At 56.3% G+C, this 14805-nt stretch carries 13 protein-coding genes; 3 read left to right on the top strand and 10 right to left on the bottom strand.

Annotated features, from left to right (window positions below; translation table 11 throughout):
* Nucleotides 1-12: 12 nt before the first annotated feature.
* From ACLQ3M_RS15050 to ACLQ3M_RS15005, 10 genes are all read right to left on the bottom strand, one after another.
* Entirely contained in the window at nt 13-939 is a 927-nt protein-coding gene (locus tag ACLQ3M_RS15050; RefSeq protein WP_411678520.1) for an ABC transporter permease, read from the bottom strand.
* Nucleotides 929-2056 (bottom strand): ABC transporter permease, encoded by a 1128-nt coding sequence (locus tag ACLQ3M_RS15045; RefSeq protein WP_411678519.1) that lies wholly within the window; start codon nt 2054-2056, stop codon nt 929-931. Before ACLQ3M_RS15045 ends, ACLQ3M_RS15050 begins: the two co-directional genes overlap by 11 nt.
* Nucleotides 2031-3581: an ABC transporter ATP-binding protein gene (locus tag ACLQ3M_RS15040; RefSeq protein WP_411678518.1), complete on the bottom strand. Its 1551-nt coding sequence runs from the start codon at nt 3579-3581 to the stop codon at nt 2031-2033. The genes ACLQ3M_RS15045 and ACLQ3M_RS15040 overlap by 26 nt, the downstream gene beginning before the upstream one ends.
* 97 nt (nt 3582-3678) lie before the next feature.
* The gene (locus ACLQ3M_RS15035; RefSeq protein ID WP_411678517.1) at nt 3679-4773 is read right to left on the bottom strand and encodes a BMP family ABC transporter substrate-binding protein; all 1095 of its coding nucleotides are present in this window, start codon (nt 4771-4773) and stop codon (nt 3679-3681) included.
* Between the two features lie 140 nt (nt 4774-4913).
* Nucleotides 4914-5624 (bottom strand): purine-nucleoside phosphorylase, encoded by a 711-nt coding sequence (deoD, locus tag ACLQ3M_RS15030; protein WP_411678516.1) that lies wholly within the window; start codon nt 5622-5624, stop codon nt 4914-4916.
* A 60-nt stretch (nt 5625-5684) separates the two neighbouring features.
* On the bottom strand, nt 5685-6854 hold the full coding sequence (locus tag ACLQ3M_RS15025; protein WP_411678515.1) for a phosphopentomutase: 1170 nt from the start codon (nt 6852-6854) through the stop codon (nt 5685-5687).
* A gap of 16 nt (nt 6855-6870) precedes the next feature.
* Nucleotides 6871-7863, bottom strand: a complete 993-nt coding sequence (locus ACLQ3M_RS15020) for a LacI family DNA-binding transcriptional regulator (protein ID WP_411678514.1) — start codon at nt 7861-7863, stop codon at nt 6871-6873.
* 107 nt (nt 7864-7970) lie between these two features.
* On the bottom strand, nt 7971-8807 hold the full coding sequence (locus tag ACLQ3M_RS15015; RefSeq protein ID WP_411678513.1) for a YjjW family glycine radical enzyme activase: 837 nt from the start codon (nt 8805-8807) through the stop codon (nt 7971-7973).
* A complete protein-coding gene (locus ACLQ3M_RS15010) occupies nt 8804-10309 on the bottom strand; it encodes a YjjI family glycine radical enzyme (RefSeq protein WP_411678511.1) in 1506 nt (501 codons plus the stop codon). Before ACLQ3M_RS15010 ends, ACLQ3M_RS15015 begins: the two co-directional genes overlap by 4 nt.
* A gap of 50 nt (nt 10310-10359) precedes the next feature.
* Complete coding sequence (locus ACLQ3M_RS15005) at nt 10360-11061, bottom strand: Crp/Fnr family transcriptional regulator (RefSeq protein WP_411678510.1); 702 nt, start codon at nt 11059-11061, stop codon at nt 10360-10362.
* A gap of 189 nt (nt 11062-11250) precedes the next feature.
* Here ACLQ3M_RS15005 and ACLQ3M_RS15000 point away from each other — a divergent pair, with 189 nt between their 5' ends.
* From ACLQ3M_RS15000 to ACLQ3M_RS14990, 3 genes are all read left to right on the top strand, one after another.
* A complete protein-coding gene (locus tag ACLQ3M_RS15000) occupies nt 11251-12369 on the top strand; it encodes a PfkB family carbohydrate kinase (protein WP_411678509.1) in 1119 nt (372 codons plus the stop codon).
* 32 nt (nt 12370-12401) lie between these two features.
* Nucleotides 12402-13334: a pseudouridine-5'-phosphate glycosidase gene (locus ACLQ3M_RS14995; protein WP_411678508.1), complete on the top strand. Its 933-nt coding sequence runs from the start codon at nt 12402-12404 to the stop codon at nt 13332-13334.
* Nucleotides 13335-13457: 123 nt separating this feature from the next.
* Complete coding sequence (locus tag ACLQ3M_RS14990) at nt 13458-14642, top strand: iron-containing alcohol dehydrogenase (RefSeq protein WP_411678507.1); 1185 nt, start codon at nt 13458-13460, stop codon at nt 14640-14642.
* Nucleotides 14643-14805 lie beyond the last annotated feature (163 nt).

The following is a 14805-nucleotide window of genomic DNA, read 5'->3' as shown; positions in this document are numbered from 1 at the left end:
ATCCTCCCGTTTTTATCTCTGTCCCTTTTCATAGGGCAGGCCGTCCGCTTTCGGCGCGACGGAGCGCCCGACGAACAGAATCAGCACCACAATGGTGAGAATATAGGGCAGCATGGCAAGAATCTGGCTCGGAATCGTCACGCCGCTGTCGCTGCCGCCGAGAACCACGGTCAAAGCCTGTGCCAGACCGAACAGCAGGCAGGCCCCATAGGCCCCGTAAGGAGTCCATTTGCCGAAAATAACGGCGGCCAGCGCGATGAACCCCTGGCCGCTGATCGCGGTCGGGTTGAATTGGGAGATGATCGCGAGCGTCATCGAAGCGCCGCCGAATCCGGAAAGCACGCCGGAGGCCAGAACGCAGGAATAACGCGTGCGGCCGACGTTGATGCCGAGCGTGTCGGAGGCTGCGGGGTGCTCGCCGACGGAGCGAATGCGCAGGCCCCATTTGGTTTTATACAGGAAGAACCAGATAAACACCGTGGCAATCAGGCCGAGCACCACCGTCACGTCGACGTTCAGGTTTGCCGCCGGGGTTCCGGCGAAGGCGTCCTCCCCAAACAGTCTGGGCAGCGTGGCAACCGGCGGGGTCATGGTGGCGTCCTTAAACAGAAGACGGCAGAAGAACAGCGCGAAGCCCGGGCCGATCAGATTGATCGCGATGCCGGAAATCGTCTGGTCCGCGTTGAAGGTCACCGAGGCGATCGCGTGCAGCAGGGCGACAAGTCCCCCGGCGACGCCCGCCGCAAGGAAACCCAGCCACGGGTTGCCGGTAAAGTAACTGACGGAGGCGCCGGTAAACGCGCCCATGGTCATCATGCCCTCAATCCCGATGTTGACGACGCCCGAGCGCTCCGATACAACGCCGCCAAGCGCGCCGAAAACCAGCGGGGTGGAGTACATCATGGTGATACCGATGAGTAAAAGAAGCTTACTGAACATGGCCGGCACCTCTCTTTTCCAGCTTTTCCGCAAGCACGGGAACGATCTTTGTCAGCGCGACGAAAAATACAATCGTGCCGATCATAATGTTGATGATTTCGGTTGGGGCGCCGACATCCTGCTGGACGCTCTGCCCGCCGTAGAGCAGTCCGCCGAACAGCAGCCCGGCGAAAATACAGCCGATGGGGGATGAGCCCGCGATCAGCGCCACGGAGAGCCCGTTAAAGCCGTTGTTTTCAAACGCCGCCAGAGTGGAAATCTTATGCGGCGCGGTCCCGGTGATGGCAAGGGCTCCCGCCAGGCCGGCCAGGGCGCCCGCGATGACCATCGCGTCGGTGATGTTTTTGTTCACATTGATGCCCGCGAATTCCGCGGCGTCGCGGTTGAATCCGACGGCGCGCAGCTCATAGCCCTTTGCCGAGCGGTACAGCAGGTACCAGATGAACGCGGCCATCAGCACCGCAATGAGAAACCCGAAATTCACGTCGGTTTTCAGCATGATCTCGTACAGCCACTTGTGCGGCTTTAACGCCGCCATCCCCGCCTTGGAGGTTTTCCAGTCGGGCAGAAGCATGGTGTAGCTGGAGGGATTGACCGGATAGGTGCTGGTGGAGTTCGGCATGTGGTAGGAGGCGGAGGCAACGACAAAATTGGACAGATACAGTCCGATCCAGTTCAGCATGATGCTGGTGATAACCTCATGAATGCCGAATCTCGCCTTCAGGTACCCCACGATCCAGCCGAACAGCGTGCCGCCCAGCACGCCCGCCATAACAACCACGGGAATCTGAAGGACGGGGGGGAGGTCCAGCTTGACCCCGACTAAAACAGCCGCGACGGCTCCCGCGATGTACTGACCTTCCGCCCCGATGTTGAACAGGCCGGTCTGGAAAGCGAAGGCAACGCTCAGGCCGGTCAGAATAATCGGCGTCGCCTTGATAATGACATTGGAAATGTATTTGGGCCTTGCAAAGATTCCGTGAAACAGAGCGCCGAAGGATTGCCCGGGATTGTAGCCCGCGGCAACAAGCACGACCGCGGCTACGATAAACCCGAATAAAACGGCAATCAGAGTCGAGGCGATCGGTTTTTTAAGTATTTTCGCTGCCAGTTTCATTCGGCTTGCCTCCCGCCATTAAAAGTCCGATGGTATTTTCGTCAACCTGTCCCTGCGGGAACGAAGCGACGATGCTTCCCGCGTAGATCACGCCGATCGTGTCGGCGACGTTCATGACTTCGTCCAGTTCCAGCGAAATCAGCAGAACGGCCCTGCCCGCGTCGCGTTCGCGAACCAGCATCTTATGCACGTATTCGACCGCGCCGACGTCAAGCCCGCGCGTCGGCTGCACCGCGATGAGAAGCTCCGGTTCGTTCGAAATTTCGCGCGCGATGATGACCTTTTGCTGGTTGCCTCCGGAAAGTCCGCGCACCGGCTGGCTTTCACAGCCTGCGGGCCGGATGTCGTAATCCTCGATCAGCTTCCGGGCAAAACCGGTCATTCTGGAGCGGTCGATCATTCCGCGGCGGGTGAATTCGGGGGTTCGGTATTTTTCGATCACCGCGTTTTCCGCGACCGTAAAGGGGAGCACCAGACCGCGTCTCTGCCGGTCTTCGTGGATGGTGGAGACCTTGTGGTCGATCACGTTGCGCGGCGTGGTGTTCTGAATTTCAACGCCGTTGATCTTGATCGTGCCGCTCTGCGCGCGCGTCAGGCATGTGATGGCTTCCACCAGTTCTTTCTGGCCGTTGCCGTCGATCCCCGCGATCCCCAGAATTTCGCCGCGCCGGATTTTCAGGGAAAGGTTTCGAACGGCTTCCAGCCCGCGTTCGTTTTTGACGGTCAGGTTTTCAATTTCAAAGATCACGTCGCCCGGTTTTGCCGGCTCTTTTTCGACGACCAGCTTCACCGCGTGCCCGACCATCATGGTAGCCAGCTGTTCCTCGTCCACATCCGCGACCGGCACCGTGTCGATATACTGCCCGCGCCGGATGATGGTGCATACGTCCGAGGATGCTTTGATTTCCTTGAGCTTGTGCGTAATGATGATGATGGTTTTTCCGTCGCTGATCAGGCTGCGCATGATTTCGATCAGTTCCTCAATCTCCTGCGGCGTCAGCACCGCGGTCGGTTCGTCCAGGATGAGAAGGTCCGCCCCGCGGTAGAGTGCCTTCAGAATTTCGACGCGCTGCTGCATCCCGACGGAAATATCTTCGATTTTGGCGTCCGGGTCAACCTCCAGACCGTATTTTTTAACGATTCCGAGGATATCTTCGCGCGCTTTTTTCGTATCTATGATTCCGAATTTGCCGGTAACCTCGTTACCGAGGATAATATTCTGTGTTACGGTAAAATTGTCGACCAGCATAAAGTGCTGGTGGACCATGCCGATTCCGTGCTCGATTGCCGTATTTGGATTTTTAATCTCTGTTTTCTTGCCATTGATATAGATTTCGCCCGAGTCGGCCTGGTACAGGCCGTACAGGATGTTCATCAGCGTGCTTTTTCCGGCGCCGTTTTCCCCCAAAACAGCGTGGATGGAACCTTTTTTTACGTTCAGATCCACATGATCAAGGGCACAAAAGGAGCCGAACAGTTTGGTGATACCGTGCATCTGCACCGCGTATTCCGTGCTGACTTCCATGGCAGATCCCCCTTGCTTTCCATTCTTCCTCCCACAAGGAACGGGGCGCCCAAAGGAACGCCCCGCCCAAAAGGAAAGGATAACCGGGTTTATGAAATTATTTCAGTGCTTTAATAAACGCGTCGTAGTCGTCTTTGCTGGCCGGAGGAACAATCTCTTTATCCTTGATTTTCTGCTCCAGAGCCATTGCCGCTTTATAGGTGTCGTCGCCCATCAGCTTATGCTCTTCCGGAATGCCTACGCCGTCTTCCGTCAGGCCCAGGCTGTAAGTTTTGCCGCCGATTTCCTTGCCGTCGACCGCGTCTTTGGAGACCTGCTCAACCGCTTTGTCAACGCGCTTCATGGCGGAAGTCAGAACGTTATTGGGAGCAAGGAAAGCCTGATCCTTATCCACGCCGATGGCGTATTTGTTTGCTTCCTTCGCCGCTTCGATGACGCCGACGCCTACGTTGCCGGCCGCGTGGAAGACAATGTCGCACCCGCCGGAGTACATGGATTTCGCGATCGCCTTGCCCTTTGCGGAATCGACGAAGCTTTCGGCGTACTGCGAAACTACGTCGATCTTCTTGTTGAGTTCTTTTGCGGCGTAAGCAACACCGGCTTTGTAACCGTACTCAAACTGATCAATGACGTCGCTTTTCTGTCCGCCGACAAAGCCGACCTTGTTGGTCTTTGTGGTTTTGCCCGCGATATAGCCGACAAGAAAGGACGGCTCCTGTGCACGGAATACCACGCAGGTGACATTGCTCGGCACGGTTTCATAGGCGTTGTCGATAATGGCGTAGCCGATGTCCGGATTCTGTTTTGCCGCGTTCTGCAGCGCGTCCGCCATTGCATAGCCGACGCCCCAGATCAGCTGGTTGCCGTCGTCGGCGGCTTTGTCAAGGTTGGTGGCGTAGTCGGACTCCTGTTTGGATTCGGAATAATTTGCCTTAACGCCCGGCACATCCTTCTCGAGCTGCTGCAGGCCTTCCCAGGAAAGCTGGTTGAAAGACTGGTCGTTCACCCCGCCGGTGTCCGTTACCATCAGAATCTTGTAGTTTGTCGCGGCTGCGGATGAGCTACCCGCTGCGGAGGCCGCCTGACTGGATGCTTTGCTGGACGCTTCACTGGACGATCCCGTCCCCGAACTGCAGGCCGTTGCAGAGACAGCCATGAGGGCTGCGAGCAGGAACGCTGCCAACTTTTTCATTTGATTTCCTCCTAAAGTTTTGATATGAAATACCACAATTAGTGATATTACACTTTTTATCGGCATAAAACAAGACTTTGACTGATTCCATTGAAAAATCCTTAATTTTTTTAGAAAAAAACTGTAAAAAACCTTAGAAATTAAGCCAGAGAAAGAGCCAGCTCCATCATTTGGGTAAAGCCTGTTTCGCGCTCTTCGGCGGACAGGGATTCGCCGGTAAACGGGCAGTCGGAGATGGTAAGAAGGCAAAGCGCGTGCTTTCCCGCTCTCGCAGCATTCATATAAAGGGCGGCGGCTTCCATTTCGACCGCGAGAACGCCCATTTTTCTCCATAATTTCAGAGCGTCTTCCTGATCGCTGTAAAATGAGTCACTGGAAAGCACGTTCCCTACCTTTGAGGAAATGCCGAGTTCTTTCGCGTTTTCAACCGCGCGGGACAAAAGGCCGTAATCCGCGGTGGGTGCGAACGTGCCCGGCAGACGGTACTGGGCGGCATAATTGGAATCGGTGCAGGCCCCGACCGCAGCAACGACGTCCTTGACGTGAACCCCGTCCGCGATCCCTCCGGCGGAACCGACACGGATAATGTTGTCGACCCCGTAGAAGTTGAAAAGCTCATAGGTGTAAATTCCGACGGACGGCATCCCCATTCCGCCGCCCATGACGGAAACCGGCTTGCCCTGATAAGTTCCGGTGAACCCGAGCATATTGCGCACGGTGTTAAAGCAGACTGCGTTTTTCAGGTATTTTTCCGCGATGTACTTCGCGCGGAGAGGATCTCCGGGCATCAAAACCGTTTTTGCGATTTCTCCGTCTTTTGCGCCGTTGTGCGGCGTTGGTACGTTTGGCATTGTTTACCTCCTGTTTTCGCGGAGCGTGTGCCCCAAAAAGTAAATGCGGTGAAGAGCAGGTTATTTTATGATTTGATCCAGCCTGGAACAACCTGTGATCTTGGAAGCAATTCCGAAATAGTCGAGTATGGTCGCGCCGATGTCCGCAAAAGTCGGCAGCGTGCCCAGATTCGCCCCCCGGTCAACCGCATTCCCGTAAACAACCCAGGGAATGTATTCCCGCGAGTGGTCGGTGCTTGGGGTGCTGGGGTCGCAGCCGTGGTCGGCGGTAATCATCAGAAGATCGTCCGGGCGAAGCCCTTTGATGATTTCAGGCAGCTTTCGGTCGAAATACGACAGAGCTTTCGCATAGCCTTCCACGTCGTTGCGGTGACCGTACAACATGTCGAAATCCACCAGATTGACAAAGCACAGGCCATCAAAATCACGACCGGTCAGCTCGATGGTTCGCTCAATGCCGTCCGGGTTATCTTTTGTACGAATCGCCTCGCCGATACCCTTCCCTGCAAAAATATCGTTGATTTTGCCGACCGCGATGACACTGAGCCCGTTTTCCGAGAGCTGGTCGAGCATGGTGACCTTCGGCGGCTGAATTGAAAAGTCGTGCCGGTTCGAGGTGCGCGTGAAGTTGGGAGATTCACCTACAAACGGCCGGGCAATCACGCGGCCGACCCCGTGCTTTCCCGTGAGGATTCCGCGGGCGATGCGGCAGTCGCGGTACAGTTCCTCAAGCGGAACGACCGATTCGTGCGCTGCAATCTGGAACACGCTGTCCGCCGAGGTGTAAACGATCAGTGCGCCGGTTTCCACATGCTCTTTTCCGTAGTCGCGGATAACGTCGGTTCCGGAATACGGTTTGTTGCAAAGAACGCGGCGGCCGGTTTTTTCCTCAAATTCCCGAATCACCTCCGGCGGGAAACCATTCGGGTAAGTCGGCAGCGGCTTCGGGGAGTTGATTCCCGCGATTTCCCAATGCCCGATGGTCGTATCCTTTCCCTTCGATACTTCCCTCAGGCGCGCGAACGCGGCCTGAGGTTCCGGCTCGCCTGGGCGGCAGGTTACGCCGTCAATATTGAAAAGCCCCAGCTTTTGCATATTCGGCATGGAGAAGTTTTCAATGGTGGCGCAGGCGGCAAGCGTGTTGCTGCCCTCGTCCTCGTATTCCGCCGCGTCCGGTTCAGCCCCGATGCCGACGCTGTCCAGTACGATTAAAAAGATTCGTTTTCCCATAATCCGCTTCCTTTTATCAGATTTGTTTGGTTGTCTCACGTATTTTCAGCGAAACGGGAAAAATGATTTCCCGCTGTTCAATTTTTCCTTTTTCCACCTGTTCCAGAATCAAACCGACCGCCCGACGCCCGATTGCCTCGATCGGCTGCGCCACGGTGGTCAGTGCGGGCGTCATCAGTTCGCTGAGTTCCACCCCGTCGTAGCCGACGATCATGACGTCGTCCGGCACGCTGCGGCCCTGTTCGTGCAGAAGCCGGTAAAGAGACAGCGCGGCCATATCGCTGACGGCGAGGATTCCTTCCGCGTCCGGAAAACGCCGGAACAGTTCCCGCGCGCCGTCCCGTCCCTCCCGGTAGTCGAATCCGCTTTCGACGAACAGCGGCTGGATGCCGTGTTCGTTGCAGGCGTCCACATACCCGAGAAACCGCTGCTGACTGCTGGTATACTGCTGAGGGCCGCGCATCAGGACGATTTTTCGGCATCCGCAGCGAATCAGGTGTTCGGTGGAAATTTTACCGCCTTCGTGGCTGTCCGACTGAACGGAGGCGCTATAGCGCGCCCCGGCGCTTTTATCCAGAACAACGATCGGCAGACGGCAGGATTCCAGTTCCTCGTCAAGATGCTCGTTGTTTGCCGTGATGATGATGCCGTCGGCGTTCATGGAGGACAGCATTTTAATATAGGCGACTTCCTTTTCCGGATTCTGGTCGGTGTTGCAGAGGATGACCTTGTAACCGTTGCGGAAGGCCTCATCTTCAATCGCGCGGCCGATTTCACTCAGGAAGATGTTGAGAATGCTCGGAACGATATACCCGATCATGCGGGAAGATTTTTTGTAAAGGGAACGGGCAATCTCATTTGGATTGAAACCCGTTTCAGCAATAGCTTTCCGCACTCGCCGTTCTTTTTCTTTGGAAACCTTCGCCGTCCCGTTGATCACGCGCGATACGGTGGCCGAGGAAACTCCAGCTAATCTGGCGACGTCACTGATATGGGCCAAAAAAACCACCAGGACTTTCTTATTTGCTGTTTGAAATCGGTTTCATGAACATATTGTACAGCATTGAAAAGACCTTGTCAATATTTTTATGAATTTTGTAAAATAATTTTTGTTCCTTATTTGACAATGATCCGGCGAAAACCCGCAGCGGCGGCCAGTTCGCGCAATTCCCGCATTCGCTGTGAGGAGGGGGAGAGGAGAGAGGAAAAATCCCCTTTTACGCCAAACGGCCGGAAAGAGATCAAAACAAGGCGGGCGCCCGGCGATTCGGAACCCAATGTTTGCGCGATTCCGCGAATCGCCGCTTCGGCGTCAACCTTTTCGTCCAGGCAGACAATGCGGACCTCCTCCAGTTTTCCAATCGCCGAAAGATGGCGAAGGTTTTCCTTTACGACCGCGTTGTCGCCGCCCGTCAGGCTTTGAAAAGTCTGAGCCGACCAGGCTTTCACGTCCAGCATCACGCCGTCGCAGAGTTTCATCAGTTCGGGAAAAGCGGAGAACGAAACGGTTCCGTTGCTGTCCAGAAGGCAGGAAAGGCCGCGCGGCCTTGCCAGTGTAAAAAACTCAGTTAGGAACTGCGGGTACAGGGAGCATTCCCCGCCGGAAACCGTGACGCCGCGGATGAACGGAATGTTTTTTTCCACTTCCGCCATGACCTGCCGCGCGTCCATTTCACGGACCTTCGGCGAAGCGCGGTTTGGGCAGACGGCGATGCAGGTGTCACAGGAAACACAGTTTGCATTGTCCCAGAAAACACGGTTGTCCCGCAGGGAAAGCGCTCCCGCAGGGCACTTGGATACACAGGCACCGCAGGAATTGCAGAGCCGCTGTGTTTCGGGGTTGTGGCAGTAGCCGCACGCAAGATTGCAGCCCTGCAGAAAAACGGAGGTTCGGCTGCCGGGGCCGTCCACCGTGCTGAATGGAATGATTTTGTTAACGGGGGCTTTCGTCATCCCATGCGCACCTTTCGCTTTTCCAGATGGTTCGTCGCGTAGCTCGCCGAACCAAGCTGGGTGGTGTTTTGCAGCACGGGCTGATGTTTGCGGTATTTTTCCATTTCGCTGCGCTTGACCAGGTACCCGGTGATGCGCACCAGATCGGTGTCGGCGGAATAGAAGCTCATATACTGCACGCCGAGGGAGAACGCGCCTTTCACAACGTCGAGAAGCGCGGCGGGGTTCTGTTCAACATTGCCCGCGATCGGGAAGATGTCGCCGACGCCGGCCGGAAAATAGCGGTGGAACCGCGCGCAATGGCGCAGGTGGTCGGAGAAGGAGTCCGGCTCGTCGCCGATGGCGATGCGCACGCCGGAGGTGATACCGAGGTCGCTGTCCAGCCCGACCTGCGCGTGAAGCAGAAATTTTCCGCCGGTCAGCGGGGAGTAAGCCGCTTCGTAACCGTTTACAAGCTCCTGAATCCGGTCCATAATTCTTTGACCGAGGTCGTCGGCTTCTTTGTCGCGTCCGTAAATCCTGCCTTTTTCCTTCATCAGCGTGTTGACACATTCCGCCATCCCGGTTACGCCGAACATCGGCAGAAAGCGGTCTTTGGAAATCAGTCCTTCTTTCACAAGGAAATTCGACTCAAAGAACCCGGACTGCTCCACAATGAACCGGATGCGCTCGTTCATGTAGTCCGCGATCAGACCGAGGCATTCCGGAAGCAGTGTGTTCAGAAAATGTTCTTCGCTTTCCGCTTCCTTGACCAGCTCGGTCAGCGTGACGCGGGTGAGCGTGTACGCTCCGCCGCAGACCGGCAGAATGTTGTAGCAGCTTGCCACGCCGTAGCGTTCGCCGAACGGCGCGCGGTTCGCCGGATCGTTGCAGACGGCCGGATTGGAACAGGCCAAAGAGCAGTTGATGACCTCTTCCATAAAGGAATCCGGCGTTACGGCAGGGTCGTATTTTATCGTCAGGTTGGGGACCGTGTTCTGAATTTCCCGCTCCACCTTTAAAATCAGGCGGCCGGCGCGCGTTTCGTCCGGCCCCAGATTCGCGTGGCAGAAGGAATCGGTAATCGTCCGGTCCAGATAGGTCAGAAACAGGCGCAGTTTTTCACAGATTTCCGCGTCGGTGTGACCGTCCAGGAACGGGTCGATCAGTTTGTCGACGCTGCCGAGGTAGACTGGAAAATTGGTAATGGACGGAACATGACGGTAAAGAATCATCAGCGAAAACAGCAGCTCGTCCAGCGTCTTCGGCGGGTCAAGCTTCAAAAATCCGCTTCCCTGCCGCACAAACCGGTCGTAGTCGGGCAGAATATAACGCGGGCGGTACGGTGCGCCACCCTCAAACAGGTCGTTGATTGCCCCGGATTCAAAATAGTGCTTTGTGCGCGGGGGAATCTTCAGAACCTCCAGCGCGTTTTCCGCGCACTTTGCCAGACCCATCAGCTTCTGCTCATGGGTCAGTTCGCGGGATGTCAGTGTTTGGTAGGTGCCTTCCCGGTCAAACATTGCGTTTCCTCCATTCTGTCACATTTTTATTGATAAAACTTTTCACAAACCTATTGAAGGCGAAGATCGAATTCACGCAGAAGCGCCTGCCGCTGCACGGCGTCCAGTCTGATCTTGCCGTGGGTCACGTCCACCAGCTTTGCCTGCGCAAGGCTGCGGATTACCCGGTTGACGGTGCGAACGCTGCACCCGGTCCGCTCCGCGATTTCCGCGCGGGTCACAGTCAGCCTGACGCTTTCCTGCGGTTCCCGGCACGCTTCATAAGCGCGCAGAAGCACCTGCATGACCCTACCGGGCGCGTCCAGAAAATGGCGGGTTCTTTCGTTAACCGCCTGATCCAACAGTGCGCCCACAATGCTGCGGACCCGTTCGGAAAAAAATTCGGGGTTGCTTTTCATCCACTGCAAATAGGTTCCCGCCGAAAAGGAGAGAAGGCGGCAGGGGGAGACGGCTCTGACTTCGGCCAGATACTGGTTTTTCCCTGCCAGAAGCTCGTATTCCCCGAAAAACTCAAAAGGTCTGAATTCCGTGACCGTATAGCTGGAAAGACGGGGCCGGCTGATGATGACGGAAACACGGCCGCTCAGCAGCAGATAAACCCGCTCGCAGGCATCCCCCTCGCGGATCAACGCTTCTCCGGGGGCCAGCGAAAGAGGAAGAACAGAAGCCCCGCAAGGAAAGGATTTCATCATCGGTTCCAGTTTTTCCCGCAGCGCTTTGCCCTCCGACCCGAGGGCTTCGAAAAGATTCATACCGGTGCCCCCTTTCCTTTAAATATAATTTCCTTCTGGTTTTATTATATCAAACCGGGAACATAATAAAAGGACTTCTGTCCTGTTTTAGAAAATTCAATCGGGATCTTGACTTTTCGTCTGCTTCCTGATAAGATGAACTTGTAAACAAAAGATTACATATATAAACATTTGTTGGGGGTAGAATGAATGATTACACAGCGGGAACGGCAGATTCTGCACTGGATTGAAAACAATCCGCTGATTTCGCAGCAGGAGCTGGCGGAAAAAGCGGGAATTACCCGTTCCTCCGTCGCGGTTCACATCTCCAACCTGATGAAAAAGGGATTAATCCGCGGCAAGGGCTACATTTTGCAGCGGGACCCCTATGCCGTTGTTGTCGGCGGGGCAAATATCGACATCGGCGGCAAGCCGTTCCGGGCGCTGATCCCCAAAGACTCCAACCCGGGGCGCGTAACCCTTTCGTCCGGCGGGGTGGGCAGGAATATCGCCGTCAATCTGGCGCAGCTGGGCGTTGGAGTAAAGTTTATCACCGCGCTGGGGGACGACGCGTACGCGGCGCAGCTTGCGGACGGATGCCGTAAGGCGGGGCTTGACCTTTCGGAATCCCTGACTGTTCCGGGCGGGGCGACCTCCACTTACCTTTATCTCACGGATGATGCGGGGGATATGGAGCTGGCCGTTAACGACATGGAAATTTATGAGAAGCTCACGCCTGAATATTTAAAGACAAAGGCGGATCTGATTGAGAACGCGGCACTGTGTATTCTGGACACCAACCTGACGGCGGAAACGGTGCGCTATCTGGCGGAAAATATTCACTGTCCGCTGTTCTGCGACCCTGTGTCCGTCGCGAAGGCCGGCAAGATTTCCGGGCTGCTCGGGCATCTGCACACGCTCAAGCCGAACCTGCTGGAGGCGGAGCTGCTCAGCGGCGTGAAAATCAAGGATGACCGTTCCTTGGAACAGGCCGCGGAGATCCTGCTGGAGACGGGCCTCGAGCGCGTATTCCTTTCGCTGGGAACCCGGGGCGTTTACTGTGCGGACCACAGCGAGAGCTTTCGGCTGCCGTGCTTTCCGTCGTCTGCGGTCAACGCGACGGGCGTCGGCGACAGCTTCCTTGCCGCCGTGGCATGGGGCTGGATTCAGGGGCTTTCACTGCGCGAATGCGCTGAAGCCGGTCTGGCCGCCGCCTCCGTCTGCATTGAAAGCCCGCAGACCGTCAGTCCGAAGCTGAATCGGGAATCCCTCCTGAACCGGCTGAACGCGTCGAAGAATACCGGCTGTAAGTACCATTCCGAATTATGACTGTATGACTGAAAGAAAAGGAGATTAGTAACATGAAATCACTTGAAAAATATCTGACCGTATCGCCGGAAGTCAAAGAGGCGCTTGCAAACGGAAAACCGGTTGTGGCGCTGGAATCCACCATCATTTCCCACGGAATGCCGTACCCGAAGAACGTGGAAACGGCGATGAACGTGGAAAAAATCATCCGCGACAACGGTGCGGTTCCCGCGACGATTGCGGTAATCGGCGGCAGGCTTCGCGCGGGTCTGACAGAGGAAGAGATCACCTACCTCGGCAAAAAGGGCCTTGCGGTTACCAAGGCGAGCCGCAGGGACCTGCCGGTCCTGGCGGCCCGCGGGGAGGACGGGGCGACGACCGTCGCCGCTACCATGATTATTGCGGCTCTGGCCGGTATCCCGGTCTTCGCGACCGGCGGAATCGGCGGGGTTCACCGCGGAGCGGAAGTTACGATGGATATTTCCGCCGATCTGGAAGAATTGGCCGAAACCCCGGTAATGGTTGTCTGCGCGGGAGCAAAATCGATTCTCGACCTTGGCTTGACGCTGGAGTATCTGGAAACCAAGGGCGTTTCCGTTTTAGGGTATCAGACGGAGGAGCTTCCGGCATTCTTCACCCGCACGAGCGGCTTTCATGTGGATTACCGTGTGGATACGCCGAACGAACTGGCCCGTATTTACCGCGCAAAACAGGATTTGAATCTGGGCGGCGGCCTGCTGGTGACTAACCCGATTCCGGAGGAATACGCCATGGATCCGGACTATATTAACCGTTCGATTGACGAAGCCTGCGCAGAAGCCAAACGGCTGGGAATCACGGGGAAGGAGATCACCCCGTACCTGCTGGACAAAATCCAGAAAATCACGGGCGGAAAAAGCCTGGAAGCCAACATTAAACTGGTTTACAACAACGCGGCGCTGGGCGCGAAGGTTGCCTGCGAGCTGTGCGGGCTCGAATCAGAATAAAAGCATGCGGCCCTCTGTCTGCGGACAGAGGGCCTTTTCTTTTTGTCTGGCTTATCAGGCGGCGGAAAAGGTGTTATACTAACTAAGATGAACCGGAATCCGGATCACGGAAAGGAGACAGACATGAACGGTTTTACTTATTATTCACCGACCAAAGTAGTGTTCGGGGGCGGCAGCGAGCGGGATGCGGCGGCTGAAATCCGCGCGTTCGGCGGCAGTAAGGTGCTTCTGGTTTACGGGGGACACAGTGCGGAAAAGAGCGGACTGCTTTCCAGAGTTTGCCGCACGCTGGAAGAAGGCGGACTGCAGTACCGGTGCATTGGCGGCGTGAAGCCGAATCCGCGTCTGGATCTGGCGGAGCAGGGCGTGAAGCTGGCGCTGGAATACGGGGCGGATTTTCTCCTTGCGGTTGGCGGAGGGAGCGTGATTGACACGGCGAAGGCGATTGCCCTCGGCGCCGCTCACCCCGAAACCCGGCTCTGGGATTTCTGGCTGAGAAAGGCGGAACCGAAAGGAAGCCTGCCCGTCGGCGTGATTCTGACGATTTCCGCGGCGGGAAGCGAGACAAGTGATTCCGCCGTGCTGACCAATCAGGAAACCGGCGAGAAGCGCGGACTGAGTACGGCTTACAACCGCCCCCGCTTTGCGTTTCTTGATCCGGAGCTGACGTTTACGCTTCCGAAATATCAGATTGCCTGCGGCGCTGTCGATATTATGATGCACACGCTGGACCGCTATTTTACCCCGACGGAGGGGAACGAGCTGACGGATGAGCTTGCGGAGGCGCTGCTGCGCGTGGTGATCCGCAACGGCCCGAAGGCTTTGGAAAAGCCCGACGGGTATCAGGCGATGAGCGAACTGATGTGGGCGGGCAGCGTTTCCCACAACGGCCTGACCGGCCTTGGCGCCCTGACGGATTTCGCGACGCACCAGCTGGGGCACGAGCTCAGCGCGATGTTTGACGCGGCGCACGGCGCAAGCCTTTCCGCAGTCTGGGGGTCGTGGGCGAAATACTGCTATGAAACCAAGCCGGAGCGCTTTGCCCGGTATGCACGCAATGTCTGGGGCGTGAGCGGCGGAGAGGGGACCGAAGAGGCGGCGCTGAAAGGAATCAAAAAAACGGTTGCCTATTTTAAATCCCTGGATATGCCCGTCGATTTTTCCAGCCTCGGCATCGGGGTGCAGAGCGAAGAGACGCTGCGCGAGCTTGCCGACCGCTGTGTGTTCCGCGGCGAGAGAAAAATAGGACATTTCCGTGAATTGGACCGAGAGGACGTGTACCGGATTTACAGGTTGGCGAATCATTGACAAGGCAAAGGCCCGTGGGCAAGATTGCCCGCGGGCTCAGATTGTCGAAGAACCCACCTGACGCGTTAAGCGAAGGATGGGCTCTTTTTACAATTTGCGTGAAGAGAAAATAGAAAATGAAAAATCAACATAAAGCCGGAAGAATGACGATCCCGCCACTTCC

The sequence above is a fragment of the Caproicibacter sp. genome (assembly GCF_046707225.1).
Taxonomy (GTDB): domain Bacteria; phylum Bacillota; class Clostridia; order Oscillospirales; family Acutalibacteraceae; genus Caproicibacter.
The sequence above is the reverse complement of the archived record's forward strand: the minus strand, read 5'-3'. Positions and strand labels throughout refer to the sequence as shown.

Coding starts and splice junctions, on each gene's coding strand:
- ACLQ3M_RS15035 (WP_411678517.1), bottom strand. CDS start 4,773: ATGAAAAAGTTGGCAGCGTTCCTGCTCGCAGCCCTCATGGCTGTCTCT.
- ACLQ3M_RS15005 (WP_411678510.1), bottom strand. CDS start 11,061: ATGAATCTTTTCGAAGCCCTCGGGTCGGAGGGCAAAGCGCTGCGGGAA.
- deoD (WP_411678516.1), bottom strand. CDS start 5,624: ATGCCAAACGTACCAACGCCGCACAACGGCGCAAAAGACGGAGAAATC.
- ACLQ3M_RS15015 (WP_411678513.1), bottom strand. CDS start 8,807: ATGACGAAAGCCCCCGTTAACAAAATCATTCCATTCAGCACGGTGGAC.
- ACLQ3M_RS15050 (WP_411678520.1), bottom strand. CDS start 939: ATGTTCAGTAAGCTTCTTTTACTCATCGGTATCACCATGATGTACTCC.
- ACLQ3M_RS14995 (WP_411678508.1), top strand. CDS start 12,402: ATGAAATCACTTGAAAAATATCTGACCGTATCGCCGGAAGTCAAAGAG.
- ACLQ3M_RS15045 (WP_411678519.1), bottom strand. CDS start 2,056: ATGAAACTGGCAGCGAAAATACTTAAAAAACCGATCGCCTCGACTCTG.
- ACLQ3M_RS15010 (WP_411678511.1), bottom strand. CDS start 10,309: ATGTTTGACCGGGAAGGCACCTACCAAACACTGACATCCCGCGAACTG.
- ACLQ3M_RS15040 (WP_411678518.1), bottom strand. CDS start 3,581: ATGGAAGTCAGCACGGAATACGCGGTGCAGATGCACGGTATCACCAAA.
- ACLQ3M_RS14990 (WP_411678507.1), top strand. CDS start 13,458: ATGAACGGTTTTACTTATTATTCACCGACCAAAGTAGTGTTCGGGGGC.
- ACLQ3M_RS15000 (WP_411678509.1), top strand. CDS start 11,251: ATGATTACACAGCGGGAACGGCAGATTCTGCACTGGATTGAAAACAAT.
- ACLQ3M_RS15025 (WP_411678515.1), bottom strand. CDS start 6,854: ATGGGAAAACGAATCTTTTTAATCGTACTGGACAGCGTCGGCATCGGG.